The sequence below is a fragment of the Ralstonia mojiangensis genome (assembly GCF_023955645.1).
GTDB classification, from domain to species: domain Bacteria; phylum Pseudomonadota; class Gammaproteobacteria; order Burkholderiales; family Burkholderiaceae; genus Ralstonia; species Ralstonia mojiangensis.
Genome location: NZ_JAMXHU010000004.1, coordinates 474,525 through 491,916, shown reverse-complemented (window position 1 = coordinate 491,916; position 17,392 = coordinate 474,525). Strand labels below are relative to the sequence as shown.

The 17,392-nt window shown below is 65.2% G+C and carries 15 protein-coding genes; 7 read left to right on the top strand and 8 right to left on the bottom strand.

Annotated features, from left to right (window positions below):
- Window positions 1-43 precede the first annotated feature (43 nt).
- Genes NG898_RS18885 through NG898_RS18870 form a run of 4 tightly spaced genes read right to left on the bottom strand, consistent with a single transcriptional unit; the run spans window position 44 to window position 3,950 of the window.
- The gene (locus tag NG898_RS18885; protein WP_252693864.1) at window positions 44-943 is read right to left on the bottom strand and encodes a LysR family transcriptional regulator; all 900 of its coding nucleotides are present in this window, start codon (window positions 941-943) and stop codon (window positions 44-46) included.
- A 26-nt stretch (window positions 944-969) separates the two neighbouring features.
- Window positions 970-1,290 (bottom strand): AtuA-related protein, encoded by a 321-nt coding sequence (locus NG898_RS18880; protein WP_252693863.1) that lies wholly within the window; start codon window positions 1,288-1,290, stop codon window positions 970-972.
- A gap of 1 nt (window position 1,291) precedes the next feature.
- A complete protein-coding gene (locus NG898_RS18875; RefSeq protein ID WP_252693862.1) occupies window positions 1,292-2,647 on the bottom strand; it encodes an acyclic terpene utilization AtuA family protein in 1,356 nt (451 codons plus the stop codon).
- Between the two features lie 4 nt (window positions 2,648-2,651).
- The gene (locus tag NG898_RS18870) at window positions 2,652-3,950 is read right to left on the bottom strand and encodes a CitMHS family transporter (RefSeq protein WP_252693861.1); all 1,299 of its coding nucleotides are present in this window, start codon (window positions 3,948-3,950) and stop codon (window positions 2,652-2,654) included.
- A 211-nt stretch (window positions 3,951-4,161) separates the two neighbouring features.
- Here NG898_RS18870 and NG898_RS18865 point away from each other — a divergent pair, with 211 nt between their 5' ends.
- Together NG898_RS18865 and NG898_RS18860 are read left to right on the top strand one after the other, a co-directional pair.
- Window positions 4,162-4,710, top strand: a complete 549-nt coding sequence (locus NG898_RS18865; RefSeq protein ID WP_252693860.1) for an RBBP9/YdeN family alpha/beta hydrolase — start codon at window positions 4,162-4,164, stop codon at window positions 4,708-4,710.
- A 56-nt stretch (window positions 4,711-4,766) separates the two neighbouring features.
- Window positions 4,767-7,148, top strand: coding sequence for a heavy metal translocating P-type ATPase (locus NG898_RS18860; RefSeq protein WP_252693859.1), 2,382 nt, complete (start codon window positions 4,767-4,769; stop codon window positions 7,146-7,148).
- A gap of 27 nt (window positions 7,149-7,175) precedes the next feature.
- Here the strand turns inward: NG898_RS18860 and NG898_RS18855 are convergent, their stop codons facing one another.
- The 4 genes from NG898_RS18855 to leuA form a co-directional block, all read right to left on the bottom strand.
- The gene (locus NG898_RS18855; RefSeq protein WP_252693858.1) at window positions 7,176-8,807 is read right to left on the bottom strand and encodes a mucoidy inhibitor MuiA family protein; all 1,632 of its coding nucleotides are present in this window, start codon (window positions 8,805-8,807) and stop codon (window positions 7,176-7,178) included.
- A gap of 88 nt (window positions 8,808-8,895) precedes the next feature.
- Window positions 8,896-9,372, bottom strand: a complete 477-nt coding sequence (gene cadR, locus NG898_RS18850) for a Cd(II)/Pb(II)-responsive transcriptional regulator (RefSeq protein ID WP_045205831.1) — start codon at window positions 9,370-9,372, stop codon at window positions 8,896-8,898.
- A 17-nt stretch (window positions 9,373-9,389) separates the two neighbouring features.
- Window positions 9,390-9,776 (bottom strand): four-helix bundle copper-binding protein, encoded by a 387-nt coding sequence (locus tag NG898_RS18845; protein WP_092971030.1) that lies wholly within the window; start codon window positions 9,774-9,776, stop codon window positions 9,390-9,392.
- 127 nt (window positions 9,777-9,903) lie between these two features.
- Entirely contained in the window at window positions 9,904-11,616 is a 1,713-nt protein-coding gene (gene leuA / locus NG898_RS18840; RefSeq protein WP_252693857.1) for a 2-isopropylmalate synthase, read from the bottom strand.
- A 628-nt stretch (window positions 11,617-12,244) separates the two neighbouring features.
- Between leuA and NG898_RS18835 the strand changes: the two genes are divergently transcribed.
- The 5 genes from NG898_RS18835 (at window position 12,245) to NG898_RS18815 (ending at window position 17,392) form a co-directional block, all read left to right on the top strand.
- Window positions 12,245-12,703, top strand: a complete 459-nt coding sequence (locus tag NG898_RS18835) for a (2Fe-2S)-binding protein (protein ID WP_004631388.1) — start codon at window positions 12,245-12,247, stop codon at window positions 12,701-12,703.
- Window positions 12,704-12,723: 20 nt separating this feature from the next.
- On the top strand, window positions 12,724-14,967 hold the full coding sequence (locus NG898_RS18830) for a xanthine dehydrogenase family protein molybdopterin-binding subunit (protein ID WP_252693856.1): 2,244 nt from the start codon (window positions 12,724-12,726) through the stop codon (window positions 14,965-14,967).
- Window positions 14,968-15,110: 143 nt separating this feature from the next.
- Window positions 15,111-15,545, top strand: coding sequence for an organic hydroperoxide resistance protein (locus NG898_RS18825; RefSeq protein ID WP_009240025.1), 435 nt, complete (start codon window positions 15,111-15,113; stop codon window positions 15,543-15,545).
- Window positions 15,545-16,141 carry a nucleotidyltransferase family protein gene (locus NG898_RS18820; RefSeq protein ID WP_252693855.1) on the top strand — a complete coding sequence of 199 codons (597 nt, stop codon included), beginning with the start codon at window positions 15,545-15,547 and terminating at the stop codon, window positions 16,139-16,141. The genes NG898_RS18825 and NG898_RS18820 overlap by 1 nt, the downstream gene beginning before the upstream one ends.
- 1,047 nt (window positions 16,142-17,188) lie before the next feature.
- The gene (locus tag NG898_RS18815) at window positions 17,189-17,392 is read left to right on the top strand and encodes a hypothetical protein (RefSeq protein ID WP_009277078.1); all 204 of its coding nucleotides are present in this window, start codon (window positions 17,189-17,191) and stop codon (window positions 17,390-17,392) included.

Below are 17,392 nucleotides of genomic sequence, written 5' to 3'. Positions count from 1 at the left end.
AGGTGGGCGATGCTGCACCCGGATGTGCCCGGGTTGCGCCGCGTCAAACAGACGCCGTCGCGCGCGCGGGGTGCGCCAGCAGCAAGTCCAGCAGCCCTTGCGCCGCCACCGACAGGCTACGCCCGTCGCGCCGGATGACATACAGCGTGCGCACGAGCCCCGGCAGGGGAAGGGGCCGCACCACCAGCTCCGGCAAACGGAACTGGAACAGCGCCAGCGCAGGAATGACGGTGATGCCCAGGTTGGCTGCCACGAGCGCGGCCGCAGTGGCAAGGTGTTCGACTTCCATGCCGCTGCGCAGCTTGGTCGGATGCAGCGCCGCATCGAGGTATTGCCGGATGCTCGTGTTGCGTGCGAGGTGGATGAACGGCGTGTCGACGAGATCGCCCACGGCCAGCGCCGGCTTTTGTGCGAGCGGGTGATCCTGGTGACAGACGAGGTGGAAGTCGTCGGTGCAGAACGGTTGCGCGGCCAAGCCCGCCATGTCGGCGCCCATGGCCGCGATGGCGAAGTCCGCCGCGCCGCGCCGGACCATGTCGATGCACGGGTCCGACAGTTGATCGTGCAGCGCCAGTTGAATGCCCGGATGCTGTGCAGAGAACGCGGCCAGCACGCCCGGCAGAATGCCCGCCGCGATCGACGGCAGCGCGGCCACCGTCACGCGCCCGGTGCGTGCCGCGGCACGATCGCGCAACTCCGAGAACGTCGCTTCGAAATCGGCCAGCAGGCGCAGCGCCGATTCGGCAAAGGCTTCGCCCTCGGGGGTCAGTTCAACATGGCGCGTGTTGCGGTCGAACAGACGCACGCCGGCATCGGCCTCCAGGTTCTGGATCAGCGCGCTGAATGCCGATTGCGACAAGTGGCACGTCTGTGCCGCCTGCGTGAAGTTCTTGTGCTCGCGCAGCGCGGCAAAAGCGCGGAGCTGCTTGACCGAGAGGTTCATGGCGATGCCGGGCGTGGTGTGCCAGCTTAGCCTGGAATCTCCAGCGTGAGCAGCGCGCTTGCGAGCGACTTGCCATGCGCATCCAGCGCCAGTGAGCGTGTCACGCCGCCGGCCAGGGCGCCGTGGAGCACGAAGTTGAGCGCGCCCAGCTGCGGCAGCACGTAGCGCTCGACATCGCCGCGGACGAGTTCAGCGAAATGCGCGCGCACGCGCTCGGCTGTGACGTGCTGCTCAAGCAAGGCAAATTCTTCCGCGCATTCCGGACGAAGCGCGATGACGGAGATGCACGAGATGTCGCCCTTGTCGCCGGCGCGGGTGTGGGCGAGGTCGCGGAGGGTGCGGGGCATGTCAGCTCTCCAGGATGTGCACGGCGTGCGGGGCAAGTTCTTCGGGAATCAACGTCGACGCCACAGCGATGATCTCGCGCGCGCACTTGGTCGCGCCTCCGCCGCCGGACGGGCCGCACGTCAGCAGCGTTTCCACTTCGTTGCCGATGCGCACGGCTTCGGCCATCGACTCGGTGCGCGCGGCCACGCGCACGCGCACTTCGTACGGTTCGGCATCGGTGCGGGAAAGGGCTGCGCCGTGCAGTGCATCCACGCCGATCAGCTCGAAGCGCGTCTCCGTCATCTGCACGCCGGTGAGCGCCAACCGCTCGCGCACGATGTCGAGCGCCAGCTTGCCGCGGGCCACCGCGTTGGGGCCGGCATAGCTGATCTGGCCTTCGCCGATATAGCTGTCGAGATAGCCGATCGAAACCTTCAACTGCCCCGTGCGCGGGGTGCCGGTGGCGCCTTCAATGACGACGCGGTCTTTGCCGCTGCCGTGCATGCGCACGTTGGAGAAGTCCGCCACCACGTCAGGCGTCAGGTAGCGCGCCGGGTCATGAATTTCGTACATCAACTGCTCCTTGCACGTAGCTTCGGTGACAAGGCCACCGGCCGCGGCGACCTTGGTGATGAGCACCGAGCCGTCTTCCCCGACTTCGCCAATGGGGAAGCCCAGACGTGCGAGATCGGGTACGTCCTTGATGCCGGGGTCGGCAAAGTAGCCGCCCGTGATTTGCCCCGCGCATTCGAGCAGATGCCCGGCAAGCGTGCCGCATCCCAGGCGATGCCAGTCGTCCATGCGCCATCCAAATGCGTGGATGAGCGGCCCGAGCGCGAGCGCCGGATCGGCCACGCGCCCGGTGATGACGACGTCCGCGCCCTGCGCCAGCGCATCGACAATGCCCTGCGCGCCGAGGTACGCATTGGCCGACACCATACGTGCCTGCAGCGATGCGACTGGCGCGCCGTCATCCATCAGCGTGAAGTCCTGGCCGCGGGCTCGCAGCAGATCGAATACATCGTCGCCGGTGACGGCCGCCACGCGCAGCTTGAGGCCCAGCTCGTGTGCGATGTCGCGCGTGCGCTCGGCAGCCGCCTGCGGGTTGGCCGCGCCCATGTTGGTGACGATGCGGATGCCGCGCGCCGCGCACGCCGGCAGCACGGCGCGCATGCGCGCTTCGAGCAGCGGGTCGTAGCCGTGCGAGGGGTCTTTGCGGCGCACCTGCTGCGCGAGCGCGATGGTGCGCTCGGCCAGGCATTCGAACATCAGCACGTCGATGTCGCCGTGCTCTGCGAGTTCCAGCGCCGGTTCGATACGGTCGCCCGAATATCCGGCGCCGCCGCCGATGCGGAGTGTTTTCAACGCGGTCTTCATGCCATCACCACGGAAGCACGCCCAGCACCACGGCCACTGCGGTCATCAGCAGGGAGGCACCGAACAGGAAGGGGATCGAGAATTTCTGATGGTCGGCCAGCTCGATGCCGCACAGGCCCACCACGAGGAACGTCGCCGGTGTGAGCGGGCTGACCGGGAAGCCGGTGGTCATCTGGCCAAGCACGGCGGCCTGCGCCACATGCACCGGCGCAACGCCCAGCATCTTCGATGCTTCTGCCACGACGGGCAGCACACCGAAGTAGAACGAATCCGGATCGAACAGCAGCGACAGCGGCATCGACAGCACGCCCAGCACCACCGGAATGTGGTGCGCCATCCCGGGCGGAATGAAGTCGACCGCCGTCTTCGCCATTGCGGTGAGCATGCCGGACTTGCTCATGATGCCGGTGAACACGCCGGCCGCCAGCAGGATGCTCGCCATCATCAGGGCAGCCTTGGCGTGGGCGTCCACGCGCTGGCGTTGCTGATCGACGTTGGGGTAGTTGATCAGCAACGCGGCCACGACGCCCAGCATGAACATCACCACCGGGTCGACCTTGCCGCTCACCATCACGCCCATCACCACGACGGTGAGGATGAGGTTGATCCAGAAATTGCGTGGGCGGCGCAGCGCTTGTTCAGCGTCTGACAGCGGGCGCGCAACGACTTGCGCGCCGCCGGCATGGTTGGCGAGACCCAGGCGTTTTTCTTCGCGCTTGCCCAGCAGCCATGCGCACGCGAATACAAAAACGAGCCCCGCAATCTGCACCGGAATCAGCGGGTTGAAGATGTCTGTCACGGGCATGTGCAGTGATGCGGAAGCGCGGATCATCGGCCCCGTCCACGGCAGGAAGTTCACGCCGCACGCCATCGACGTCACGCACGCCAGGATGCGGCGGTCCATGCCGAGCCGGTCGTACAGCGGCAACATGGCCGGAATGGTGATCAGGAACGCCACCGCGCCCGAGCCGTCCAGGTGAATCAGCAGCGCCAGCAGCGCCGAGCCCACCACGATGCGTGGCGGGCGGCTGCCCACGGTGCGCAGGATGCGGTCGATGATCGGGTCGAGCATGCCGGCGTCCGTCACGATGCCGAAGTACAGGATGGCGAAGATGAACATCCCCGCGACGGGCGCGACGTCCTTGATGCCGCCGATGATGAACTTGCTGGTGTTGAGCCCGAAGCCGCCCACAAGCGCGGCGATGACGGGAATGGCGATGAGCGCGACCAGCGGCGACATGCGTTTGGTCAGGATGACGACAAACAGTGCGACGATGGTCAGCAGCCCGAGCAGTGCGAGCATGGTCTCCTCCGAGTGAGGGGTCGATGGACCCTAGGATTCGGAATCCCTGTTGGCGGGATTTCAGAGCGACTCTAGAAGTTGGCAATCTGCCTGTGAAACAGAATATTTGGATCGATTGAGCGGTTTTGTCGATGAGTGCTGCCAACGCCGCCTGCCAAATCGCGGCAGAATGTTCTGCATTCCAATCCAACCTTCTACCGACGGAGCCACCGTGAGCGCTACCCCCACCGTCCTCATCCTGCCGGGCTGGCAGAACTCCGGCCCCGAGCATTGGCAATCGCGCTGGGAACGCCTGCATGGTGATCGCCGTGTTGAACAGCGCGACTGGTTTGTCCCCACGCGTGCGGATTGGATGGCCGCGCTGGAAGCCGAAGTCAGCGCAGCACCTGGCGATGTCGTTTTGGTGGCGCACAGCCTGGGCTGCGTGCTGACGGCGCATTGGGCGGCCACGTCGGCGCGTGCCGTGCGGGTGCGCGGGGCCTTGTTGGTCGCACCGCCACAGCTCGATCGCGCCGGCATGCCGCCGGAGCTGGCCGACTTCCGCCCCATTCCGCAGCAGCGTTTGCCGTTTCCCGCTGTGCTCGTTTTCAGCACCGACGATCCATTCAGCGACGCCGCCTGGAGCCACAGCCAAGCCGAGACGTGGGGTGCGGAGCCCGTCAACCTGGGCGCGCGCGGCCATATCAATGCCGAATCGGGCCTCGGTGACTGGCCAGAAGCCCGCGCCATCGTCACCAAGTGGACGAAAGACCTCATCTGACGTCACGGTAATGCGGGGCTTGACCCTGAAGCTTCTTCAGGGTTTTGAATGGAGGCATGAAACCCGATCTCGCCTCCGCCCTGCCTGTCCACGACCACGCCAAGCCGGAAGCCTCCGGCTGCGGCGGTTGCTGCGGTCATGCGCAACCGGTCGCAAGGGACGCCGCCCAACCTGCGCATGATCATGGCCACGATCATCACGATCACGACCACCACGATCATGATCACGGCCAAGCGCCCGAAGCCGCGGCGCCCTTAGATGCCGAAGCGCGCGCAGCCGCTACCGGCCGCACCGTCGTGCGCATCGAGCAGATGGATTGCCCGACTGAAGAACGGATGATCCGCGCCAAGCTGGGCAGCGCCGACGGCGTTGTCGCGCTGGATTTCAACTTGCTGGAGCGGCATCTCACCATCCACCACACCGTTGACGATGTGGCGCCCTTCCTGGAAGCGCTGCGTGCCATCGGCATGGATGGCGAGGTGCTTGAACAGCGCGATCGCCTGGCCGCAGCGCCTGCGGAGCCGTCCCGTATCTCGCGCCGCACGTGGCTGCTCGGTATCGGCGGCGTGACCGCGTTCGGGGCGGAAGCCATCGCCTGGTCGCTTGGTGATCATGCGTGGCCGGTGCTGGCCCTGGCGTTAGCCTCCATTGCATTGGCTGGCGGCCCGACGCTGCGCAAGGGCTGGATCGCTGTGCGCGCGCTCACGTTCAATATCAACTTCCTGATGGCGGTGGCCGTCATCGGCGCGCTGCTGATCGGCAAGTGGGCCGAAGCCGCCATGGTGATCTTCCTGTTTGCCGTAGCAGAAGCCATCGAGGCGCGCGCGCTGGTGCGGGCCCGCGACGCTGTGCGCGCTCTTACCGCCATCGCGCCGGACACCGCAGAGTTGGCCGATGGTGCAGGCGGTTGGCGCGACGTGGCTGTCGACAGCGTTGCCGTTGGCGCGCGCCTGCGTGTGCGCACCGGCAGCCGCGTGCCGGTCGACGCCCGCATCGTGAGCGGCCGCGCCGCGCTGGACGAATCGCCCGTCACCGGCGAAAGCCTGCCGGTGGAAAAAGCCATTGGCGACACCATCCTTGCCGGCACCATCGTGACCGACGGCGTGGTCGAGGCACAGGCCACGGCGGTGGCTGCGGACAGCACGCTGGCGCGTATCGCCGGCGCCATTCAGCAAGCGCAATCGCAGCGCGCGCCAACGCAGCGCTTTGTCGACAAATTCTCTTCCATCTATACGCCCGCGATGATGTTGCTGGCGTTGGCGGTGGCCGTCATCGGCCCGCTGGTCACCGCCGACGGTTGGCTGGCGTGGACGTATCGCGCGCTGGTGCTGCTGGTGATCGCCTGCCCGTGCGCGCTGGTGATCTCCACGCCGGTGACGGTGGTCAGCGGCCTGGCCGCTGCGGCGCGCCGCGGCATCGTCGTGAAAGGCGGCGTGTATCTGGAAAGCGGCCGGCGCCTGCGCGCGCTGGCGCTGGACAAGACCGGCACGCTCACCGCCGGCCGCCCGGTGCTGGATACGGTGATGCTGCCCGATGGCGCACGCCGCGCCGTCGTAGATCTGAACGCCGCAACCGACACCACGCAGTTGCGTGCATTGACAGTGGCGGCAGCGCTGGATGCCAACACCACGCACCCGATCGCCGTGGCCATCGTGCAGGCCGCTGCGGCGCACGGTGCGGTCGATGCGAATGCGGTGGAAGACCTGTCGGTGCTGCCGGGTCGTGGTGTGGCGGGCACGCTCAACGGTGTGCGCTGGCATCTTGGCAATGCGGCGCTCGTCGCGGAGCGTGGCTTTGATACCTCCGCCTGGCGTGCTGCCGCCGAGTCACTGCAAGCGGAGGGTATGTCCGCCGTCACGCTATGCAACGCGAACGGTGTCGTGGCGCTGTTCGGCGTGCGTGATCGCGAGCGTGCCGAAAGCGCCGAGGCCATCGCCGCATTGCGCGCACTGGACGTGACGCCCGTCATGCTCACCGGCGACGACCGCCGCGCCGCACAGGCCATCGCCAAGACGGTCGGCATCGACAACGTGCACGCAGAGCAGCTCCCCGCCGACAAGCAACGCGTGGTGGGTGAGCTTGCCGCACAGCACGGCTTCGTCGGCATGGTCGGCGATGGCATCAACGATGCCCCCGCACTTGCGCGCGCCGATATCGGTTTCGCCATGGGCGCCGCAGGTACCGCTACCGCGCTGGAAGCGGCCGACGTGGCCATCATGGACGACGACCCGCGCAAGCTCGCCAGCTTCATCCGCATCAGCCGGCGCACGGTGGCCGTGCTGCGTCAGAACATTGTGCTGGCGCTGGGCATCAAGGCGGTGTTTCTGGCGCTGGCTGTGATGGGCGACGCGACGTTGTGGATGGCGATCTTCGCCGACGTGGGCGCGAGCCTGCTGGTGGTGTTCAACGGCCTGCGCGTGATGCGCACGCGCGCCTGATTTGCCGGCGCGCGCGGGGCAACGCGATCAGCGCAAGCCGGTGATGCGCGCGTCTTTCGGGTAGGTGATCTGGTAATCGGCCGAAAAGCGCGCGCTTTCGCCGGCCGGAATTGTCTGCTCCCATGCGATCACACCGGGGCGGCGTTCCCAGTTGCGCTTGGCGGGTTCCGGCGAGAAGGTCGAGCGCACCTTGATATCGTCGGACTGGCTGACCGGCGTGGCTTCCAGGATCTGCACGTCGATCGCGTCACGGTGGCGGTTACGTACCGTGTAAAGCGCCGCCAACTGGCGCTCGTTGCGGTTATCGAGCAGGCCCACGCTGCGTTGGAATGTCTTCGGTGTTTCCACCACCACGCTCACGAGGTCGTCGCGGCCAAAGGGCAGCGTGACCTTCTGGTCTTCGCCTGCCGGATTCCACTGTGTGCTGCCCACCACCGCGCCATCGCGGCGCAACTGCATGTTGCCGGCGGGCCAGATGCCTTGCGGGCGGTCCACCGTCGCAACGAGGTACGCCGTGGTGTCCATGCGCGGGGTGCTGCGTGCCGCCAGCTTGGCGGGCAGCGTTTCGCTGGCCAACGTGAGCGTGACCTTCTGGGCGTCGGAGGGCAGTTCGGCAGCGCCTGGCACATCGAACTCGGTGGCAAAGGCTGTCTGGACGGCGTTCACTTCGAATAGCGGCTCGCTGTCTGCCTCACGTTGCTCATTGTTCCGGCCGAATCTGGCCTTGGGTGCTGGTGCCATCGCCGCTGCAGGTGCGGCGGGGTAGGGCATCGCTTGCGGCGGTGGCTGAATATCCAATTGCCACGCATACGGCTCCGGCCCGCGCGGCGTGTTGCGCGGCTGGCCCGTCGACAGGCGCAGATGCACGCCGCGCCAGTCCTCGCCGGTGGATTGCGCAAGCGTGGCCTGCCGCTCGACGACAACGTTCGAACGTAGCGAATCCACGCTCGCCTGATACGCCGGCCGCCAGCCCGCACGCGATGTCTGATAGCTGACGCGCAATTCACCGCCGCGCGGTGCCGCCACGGCAATGCGCACCGTGCGCAGCGTGCCGGACGCCGAGCCGTGCGTGCGTTGCAGCGCGTCAAGCTGCGCCTTCAATTCAGCATCGCGCTTCTTCAGTTGTTCCTGGCGGGTAAAGACGTCTTGTGCGTTGCGTGCCAGCGCGTCGGTCGCGCGGCCCAGCGTGGAAAAATCCGTGGCCGGTGCGCGCCCATCGCCGCCCGTGCGTTCGCTCACGGCCTTCAGGTAGCTGGCTGACAGCGCATTCGCCTGGATCTGCACGCCAAGCGCGGCGCGCTGGTCTTCCAGCGTGCGGATTTGTGTGTCCAGCGCCGTTCTGGCGCAGCCGCTGCCTTCGCTGGGAATGCTCTCTACGCGCACATCGCCCACGCGGATGCTGCTGTCGCTTTCCACACGCAGGCTGTCTGCGTCGAACGTCATCGGCAGACAGGTCAGTTCTACGCTGCGGGCGCCTGTGGCCACCGTGGCCGTGCGCACGACGGTGGCGCTATCCGGATACAACGTGACATCGGTGATGCGCGAAGGCGTTGCTGCCTGCGCCGTGACAGCCGCGGCAGACGCGATCGCGCCAAGCGCCGCGCATGCCACGCGTTGTCGATGCTGGAATCGTGCTGCTGCAGTCGGTTTCGTCTTCATCCGCCTCACCCACGTGTCGTGAAATGCGGCGAGTATCGCACGTCAAAGCGCACGTCAAAGTGACGTGCCCAGCATGGAAAAAGACAGCTCAGCGATGCACGCCGCGAATATGCCGGTGCGCGTGTTCGCCCTCGCCATGTTCATGGCTGTGGCCGTGATGATTGGCGGCGACGGGCTCTTCGTGCAGCGATTGCAGCACGCCGCACTCAGCCACGGATGCGGCCGTCGTGCAGCGTTGCCCGATCGCCTCGATCTGACCTTTGAGATCGGTCAGTTCGGCGATGCGCGCTTCAACGTGACGCAGGTGTTCGTCCAGCAGGTTGTTGATCTCTTCGCACGACGCCTGCGGGTTGGCCTGCAACTCAAGCAGCCGGCGGATTTCGGTGTGCGCCATATCGAGCGACCGGCACTTCGCAATGAAGGCCAGCAGCTCGACATGCTCAGGCGTGTAGACGCGGTAATTGTTGGCGGCCCGCGCCGGCGGGGGCAGCAAGCCCTGCGCTTCATAGAAGCGGATGGTCTCGATGCTGATGCCCGTGCGCTGGGCGAGTTCGCCAATTTTCATACGCGTTGAAAAAAGAATCAGAAAACAGTCGGCTCAGCGGTGACGGCTTCAACGCCGGCGACTTTCAGGCAGGCGTCCAGGCAGGCGCGGCAGGCGGTTGCACAGGCGCTGCAATGGCCCTGGCCGTGATGATCGCATTCTTCGGCGCACTGAGAACAGATCTCGGCGCAGTCTTCCAACAGCAGTTCTGCGAATTCGCTATTGCGCTCGAGGAATTTGCGCGTGAGAGCGCAGTATTCCGCGCAATCCGTGCACACGCCGATGCAGCGCGCCATGGCTTCGGCGTGGCCATTCTTGCCGGATTCCGTCGCGCAATGAGTGCAAGCGGCCTCGCATGCCTGCAGCGCCTGGATCACACTGGCAAATCGCTTGGCATTCTCTTTCGCGGTCGGACGAGTGGTCATGTCGGTTCTCCTGTGGCAGTGGATGTGCACGCGGGCGCGCTTGGGAAAGGATGAGCCCGGGCGCTGCCCGAGACCCATCTCTCCAATTTAGCAACTCGCGCTCCACTGCGTGAGCCGGACTTGTGCGTTACACCGCTTCCGCCTCGCTTTTGCCGCTGCGCAGCATGCCGTCACCGGCCCGTGCGATCAGGCGATTCACGCCGCCCACCACGGCGCGAATCGATGCCGTTGTCAGGTTTGCATCCACGCCCACGCCGAATACGCTGCCCGCCACGCCCGGCGCAGCCATTTCTGCAAATGCGATGGCATCGGCGTTGGCGCCCTGACCCAGCGCACGTTCCTCGTAGTGATGGATCGACACGGGTGCCGCCAGCACGTGCGACAGCGCATGCACCAGCGCATCCAGCGGCCCGTTGCCGGTGCCTTCGCAGATGTGCTCGCGGTCTGCAATGTTCACCACCAGGCGGATATGCTGGCTGCCGTCATCGCGCTCGGTCAGGCGATGCGATACGTAGCCGATCGCGCCATCGCCGCGCAGATAGGTCTGCTGGAACAGTGCCCAGATGTCGGCGCCCGTGGCTTCGCGGCCGCTTTCATCGGTCAGCTGTTGCACGGTGCTGCTGAATTCCACCTGCAGGCGGCGCGGCATGGCAACGCCATAGCCGGATTCCAGCAAATAGGCGATGCCGCCCTTGCCCGACTGGCTGTTCACGCGAATGATCGAGTCATACGTGCGGCCCACGTCGGCCGGGTCAATCGGCAGATAGGGCATTTCCCACAGCGCATCGGGTTTCTGCACTGCAAAGCCCTTCTTGATTGCGTCCTGGTGCGAACCCGAGAACGCCGTGAACACCAGATCGCCTACGTACGGATGGCGCGGGTGCACCGGCAGTTGCGTGCAGTCTTCGCAGGTCCGTGCCACGTCATTGATGTGCGAGAAATCCAACTCCGGATCAACGCCCTGCGAGTACAGGTTCAACGCAAGCGTGACGAGATCCACGTTGCCGGTGCGCTCGCCGTTGCCGAACAGGCACCCTTCCACGCGGTCGGCGCCGGCCATCACGGCCAGTTCAGCCGCAGCCACGGCCGTGCCGCGGTCATTGTGCGGATGCACGGAGAGGATGATCGAATCACGGCGCGCCAGGTTGCGGTGCATCCATTCGATCTGGTCGGCGTAGATGTTTGGCGTGGCCATCTCCACCGTGGCCGGCAGGTTGAAGATGATCTTGTGCTCGGGCGTCGGCTCCCAGACTTCGGTTACCGCGTTGCAAACCTCCAGCGCGAAATCCAGTTCGGTGCCGCTGAAGACTTCGGGGCTGTATTGGTATGTCCACTGCGTCTCGGGCATCGTTTCCGCAATCTCGCGGATCAGCTTGGCGCTTTGCACGGCAATGCGCTTGACGCCCTCGCGGTCAGTGTTGAACACCGTGCGGCGGAACACCGGCGCGGTTGCGTTGTAGACGTGGATGATGGCGCGCTTGGCGCCCCGCAGCGATTCCATCGTGCGGCGGATGAGGTCTTCTCGCGCTTGCGTGAGCACTTCGATGGCCACGCCGTCGGGGATGTGTCCACCCTCGATCAGCTCGCGCACAAAATCAAAATCGGTTTGGGAGGCGGCGGGGAAAGCGGCTTCGATTTCCTTGAAGCCAATCTGCACGAGCATCTTGAACATGCGCATCTTGCGCTCGGCGTTCATGGGCTCGAACAGGGCCTGGTTGCCATCCCGCAAATCCGTGCTCATCCAGATGGGTGCACGGGTGATGGTCTTGTTGGGCCAGGTGCGATCGGCGAGGGCGATGGCGGGGAAGGGGCGGTATTTGGTGCTGGGGTTCTTCAACATGGTGTGTGCGTCCTGTGAGATCGAGATCGGTTTCGTACAAAGGGGACAGCCGCGCGGGCGGCGTCCGGGGTGGCCGGAATCGGGTTCGGGATGTGGCGGCCAGACAGCCACGGGCGCGTGGTCTGGCAACCGCTCGGTAGTCGTAGCGAAAGCAGGATCGAGGCAGGCATGAGAGGCTCCAACGATTTGGCGCACAGATTGCGCCACACACAAGGCCCGTCGCCGGTTAAGGCACGGACCGATCAAATACCGGAACGAGGGGGAAAGAGAGATCTACGCGCTTACACGCGTAGTAGAGAAGCGGATAGCAGACCGCGCACGCACAAGAGGGTGCGGGCAGGAGCGGTACGGAAGGTGGTCTGCTGAGAATGCATTTGGCGATAGTGATGGTGACGGCGGGGTGTTGTCAAGTTGGGTGGGCGGATTCCGGACGGTTTTTTTGGGGCAAATGAAACACCAGATCGAGAGCCAACGAAAACGTGTGCTGCCCGCCAGAAACCATGTGACGTGGGCGCCAGCAGAACCTATCCGAACCTGCTTTAATACACCCCGTCCATGCCGACAGCCCGCTATATCAAAGGGTCTATAACGGCAAGACCCCTTCACGCCCCACAAGGAGAATCCCCCAATGGTCACGTTGAACATCAACGGCAAACCGGTGGAAGTTGATGCTGATCCGTCGACGCCGCTACTCTGGGCGTTGCGCGACAACCTCGGTCTGACTGGCACGAAATTCGGTTGTGGTGTCGCTTCGTGCGGCGCCTGCACGGTGCATCTGAACGGCCAGCCCACGCGCAGTTGCGTGCTGCCCATCTCTGCAGTGGCCGGCCAGCAGATCACCACGTCTGAACACATCGCCGACGACAAGGTCGGCAAGGCGGTGCTCGACGCGTGGGTCAAGCACGACGTGGCGCAATGCGGCTACTGCCAGAGCGGCCAGATGATGAGCGCGGTGGGTTTGCTGCGCACCAAGAAGAAGCCGACCGACGCCGATATCGATAGCGCGATGGCCGGTAACCTGTGCCGCTGCGCGACGTACCAACGCATTCGCGCAGCCATTCACGATGCAGCGAAATCGCTGGCCTGAGCCCCACCGGAGAATTCACGATGCGTATTCGAAATCTTGAAGCGCTGGCCGGTGGCGGCGCGCAACATCAACCGGCGTCTGCGGATGCCGGTGCGGCAACGTTTGACCGACGCAGTTTTCTGAAACTCACGACGCTGGCCGGCGGCGGACTGGCGCTGGGTGTGGCCCCGATACTGGCGGGTGCGCAGGACGCCAAGGCCAAGCCGCCTTCGCCGCCCCAGGCGTTCATCATCATTGCGCCGGACAACACTGTCACGGTGGCGGTCAACCGGCTTGAGTTCGGTCAAGGCGTGCATACGGCATTGCCGATGGCGCTGGCTGAAGAACTCGACGTGGACTGGCGCAACGTGCGCGGCATGTTGGCGCCAGCTGGCGATCCGTACAAGGACCCGGGCTTTGGCATTCAAATGACGGGCGGTTCGACCGCGCTGAACCACTCGTTCCAGCAGTACCGCGAGTTGGGCGGCCGGGCACGTGCCATGTTGATCTCGGCGGCGGCGGAACGCTGGAAGGTCGATCCTTCCACGTGCCGCACCGCCAATGGCGTGGTCACGTCGGGCACCCACCGCGCCACGTATGGCGAACTGGCCCAGGCGGCGATGGCGCTGCCGGTGCCGGCGCAGGTCACGCTGAAGAACCCGTCGCAGTTCCGCATTGTCGGCAAGCCGACGCCACGTCTGGATGCACGTGCGAAGCTCGACAGCTCGCTCAAGTTTGGCCTCGACACGCGCCTGCCCAACATGAAGGTGGCCGTGCTGGCCCGCCCGCCGCGCTTTGGCGGCAAGGTGGCCAAGTACGACGCGGCTGCGGCCAAGGCGGTGAAGGGCGTGGTCGATGTGCTGCAGATCCCGACCGACCGTGGCGGCACGGGCGTGGCCGTGATTGCTGACGGCTATTGGCCGGCCAAGCAGGGCCGCGACGCGCTGCAGGTCACGTGGGAAGACGCCGGCTCGACGGTGTCGACGCCCGCGCTGATGGCGGAATACAAGAAGCTCGCCGGCCAGCCCGGCACGGTGGCCAAGGCTGCCGACATGAGCGCAATCCAATCTGCCGCGACGCGCATTCAGGCCGATTACGAATTCCCGTATCTGGCGCACGCGCCCATGGAGCCGCTGAACTGCACGATCGATCTGCAGAAAGACGGCGGCAAGACCACGGGCGCGAAGGTGTGGGTCGGCTCGCAGTTCCAGACCATCGACCAAGGGGCCATCGCCAAGGTGCTCGGCGTATCGCCCGAGAAGATCGAGCTGAACACGATGATGGCGGGCGGCGGTTTTGGCCGGCGCGCGATCACCACGTCGGACTACGTGGTGGAAGCGGCCAACGTGGCGAAGGCCTATGCGGCGGCCGGGCACAACGGCCCCGTCAAGGTGATCTGGAGCCGCGAAGACGACATCCGCGGTGGCTATTACCGCCCGATGCATCTGCACCGCGTCAACGTGGGCGTGGACAACAGCGGCAAGGTTGTCGGCTGGGACCACGTGATCGTCGGTCAGTCGATCCTCAAGGGCACGCCGTTCGAGGCCTTCATGGTCAAGAACGGTGTGGATGAAACCATGGTCGAGGGCGTGGTTGAAAACGACTACGGCTTCCCGCTGCAACTGACGGTGCATCACCCGGACGTAAACGTGCCGGTGCTGTGGTGGCGTTCCGTGGGCCACACGCATACGGCCTACGTGATGGAGACGATGGTCGACGAGGTGGCGCATGCGGCCAAGCAGGATCCGGTCGCTTTCCGTCTCGCGCGCTTTACCGGCAAGGAGCATGAACGCCATCGCGCGGCACTGCAGCTCGCCGTCGACAAGTCCGGCTACGGCAAGCGCAAGCTGCCCAAGGGCCAGGCTTGGGGCGTGGCGGTGCATGCGTCGTTCGAATCGGTGGTGGCGTACGTGGTTGAGGTGTCGGTCGATCAGGGCAAGCCGCGCGTGCATCGCGTCACCGCAGGCGTGCATGCCAACCGCGTGGTCAACCCGATGGGCGCGGAAGCGCAGATCCAGGGTGCCTGCGTGTTCGGTCTGGCGATGATTCAACCGGGCTTTGCCATCGACATCGAAAACGGTGCCACCAAGAACAGCAACTTCACCGATTTCCCGCCCGTGCGCATGCCGGACGCGCCGCCGGTGAACGTGTTCTTCGTGCCGTCGGAAGACAACCCGACCGGCCTGGGCGAGCCCGGCACGCCGCCGATTGCACCGGCGGTAGCCAACGCGTTGTTCACCCTGACCGGCAAGCGTCAGCGCAAGCTGCCGTTCGATACGGTGTGAGTGTCATCGTCGCGTGATGTGATCGAAGCCGGCATGCAGTCATGTGTGCCGGCTTTCTTGTTCTTGCAGCCTCGTATCTCCCAGTTTTGCGGACTGATTCTTGCGTCCGCGATTGCGTTGTTCACCCTCCGGAGGAGCATGTCATGGCATTGAATATCCTGTACACCGCCCACGCCAAGGCCACAGGCGGCCGCAACGGCCACACGCAGACCGAAGACGGCCAGGTCTCGCACGACTTGTCGGTGCCCAAGGCCATGGGCGGCCCCGGCAAGCCCAACACCACCACGCCCGAAGACCTGTTTGCCGCCGGCTATGCCGCGTGCTTTGGCTCGGCGTGTGACTTCGTTGCGAAGAGCATGCTCAAGCTCAATCCGAGCAACATCGAGATCCACTGCGATGTGGGTATCGGTACGCGCGAGGAGGGCGGTTTCGGTCTGAAGGTGGGCCTGACCGCACGGATCAGCGGTCTGTCGCAAGCCGATGCCGAGAAACTGGTGGCCCAGGCGCATCAGGTGTGCCCGTATTCGAACGCCACGCGTAACAACGTGGAAGTCACGCTCAAGACCGAGGTGGTCTGATGCAGCAGCGGCCTGTTGTTGGCGTGTTGCTGGCCGCAGGCCGCGGCAGCCGGTTTGATGCGGCGGGCGTGGCCAACAAGCTGCTTGCCTTGCTGCCCGACGGCATCCCCGTTGCGGTCCAGGCCGCGCGCCATCTGAAGCAGGCATTGGGCGACGTGGTGGCCGTGGTGCCCGCCGCTGCCACGCATGGCGCGCAGGTCGATCAATTGGCTGCGCTCTTGGGCGAAGCAGGCTGCGAAGTCCTGCGGTGTGCCGATGCCGCTCGTGGCATGGGCGCCAGCCTGGCAGCCGGTGTGGCCGCGCGCCCGCAAGCCAGCGGCTGGGTCATCGCCCTGGCCGACATGCCGTGGATTGCGCCCGAGACGATCACTCAAGTTGCCAACGCACTCGACTCGCACGCTTGCGTTGCGCCCTTTCACGCCGGGCAGCGGGGCCACCCCATCGGCTTCGGCGCCGACTTCTTCGCAGGGCTGATGTCGCTCGACGGCGACGAGGGCGCGCGGCGGCTGATCGATCCCGCCAAGCTCGTCCGCGTCGAGACCGATGACGCCGGCATCTTGCGCGATGTCGATACGCCGGCTGATCTCGCCCCGTGATCTAACGGGATTGGCTCACCTCACAACGAGGCGCCGCCGCAGATCACGTCCGTTGACCCGTGAGATCGTCATGATCGAATTGGCCCGAGATGCTCCGGAACCCGAGCACGCTGGGCGTATGTCCGTCCGATGCATGCGGCGATCGGCCACCGGCCAAGCAGATGCAGCGCTACGTGCCCCGCCGGTTGACTGCAGCTTGCCCAGCGCTGCTGTGTTGGGTGGGTGTGCCGATCTCAAACATTAGATTTCGATAGTCCGACACCGGCACGTCACCGTCAAACAGTGGTGCACGGCCCTCAGGGGTCCGGACTCGGCCCAAAAACATCCGACCCATTGAACCTCCGAGAGCCGAGCTTCGCCGTCAAAGACTCGACGTCGACTCGTTCAGGCTGAAGCGCCGCCGTCCGAGGGTGGGAGCCGGTTGTCAGAGGTCGAAAATTTCGAGCTCAAACATCCGAATGCGATTGTTTGAGGGGCGTCTTCCGCTCGCAGAGGTTCGACGCCGACAGTTGAGCGCGCGTGTTCGAGCGTCAAACGCTCGTGGACGGGTGTTTTAGGCCGACGCCCGCCCGTGGGCGTGCGGTTCCTGCGGCGGTCGGCAAACCGGCCCGGCGCTTCCGGCCGGCACAACTTGTCCACAGTAGCGCGCACACTGCTTGCAGAATCCATCGCAAGCGCTTGACGCACAAGGGTTTGTTGCACGATGTAACAGCCCCTGCCGATGTGGATAACTTGCGCTGCACGCACACGTTTTACGTGATCTGCACGTTTGCACAAACCCGTCAAGCCCTTTTGTGACTTGGGTCTCGGCGGGCGAGGCGGGTTATGCACAGAACATGTGGATAAGTCTGTGGGAAACACCATCCGACCCGCGTGGCGACGGGTTTGGATCGGCGCTGCTCGCGAATGTGGCACGGACTTGTCGGCGAGGATGGGCAGCACATTGCAACGATTGATTACAACTTGAAACAGCATATTGAGCGCCCGTTGGCCAGACTTTTGTTACGCGATGGCTTGATCGCGACCGACGCATTCAAGGAGAAGAACATGGTTCGGGTACTGACGATTTTGCTGGCCGGTGCCACGCTGCTGACTGCAACCGGCTGTGCCGACATGACGGCACGTCAACGCAATACCGCTATTGGCGCGGGTGTGGGCGGGTTGGCCGGCGCTGCTTTGATTGGTGGTCCGGGTGCCACGCTGGGCGGCGCCGCATTGGGCGGCCTGGTGGGCAACGTATCGACGCGTTGA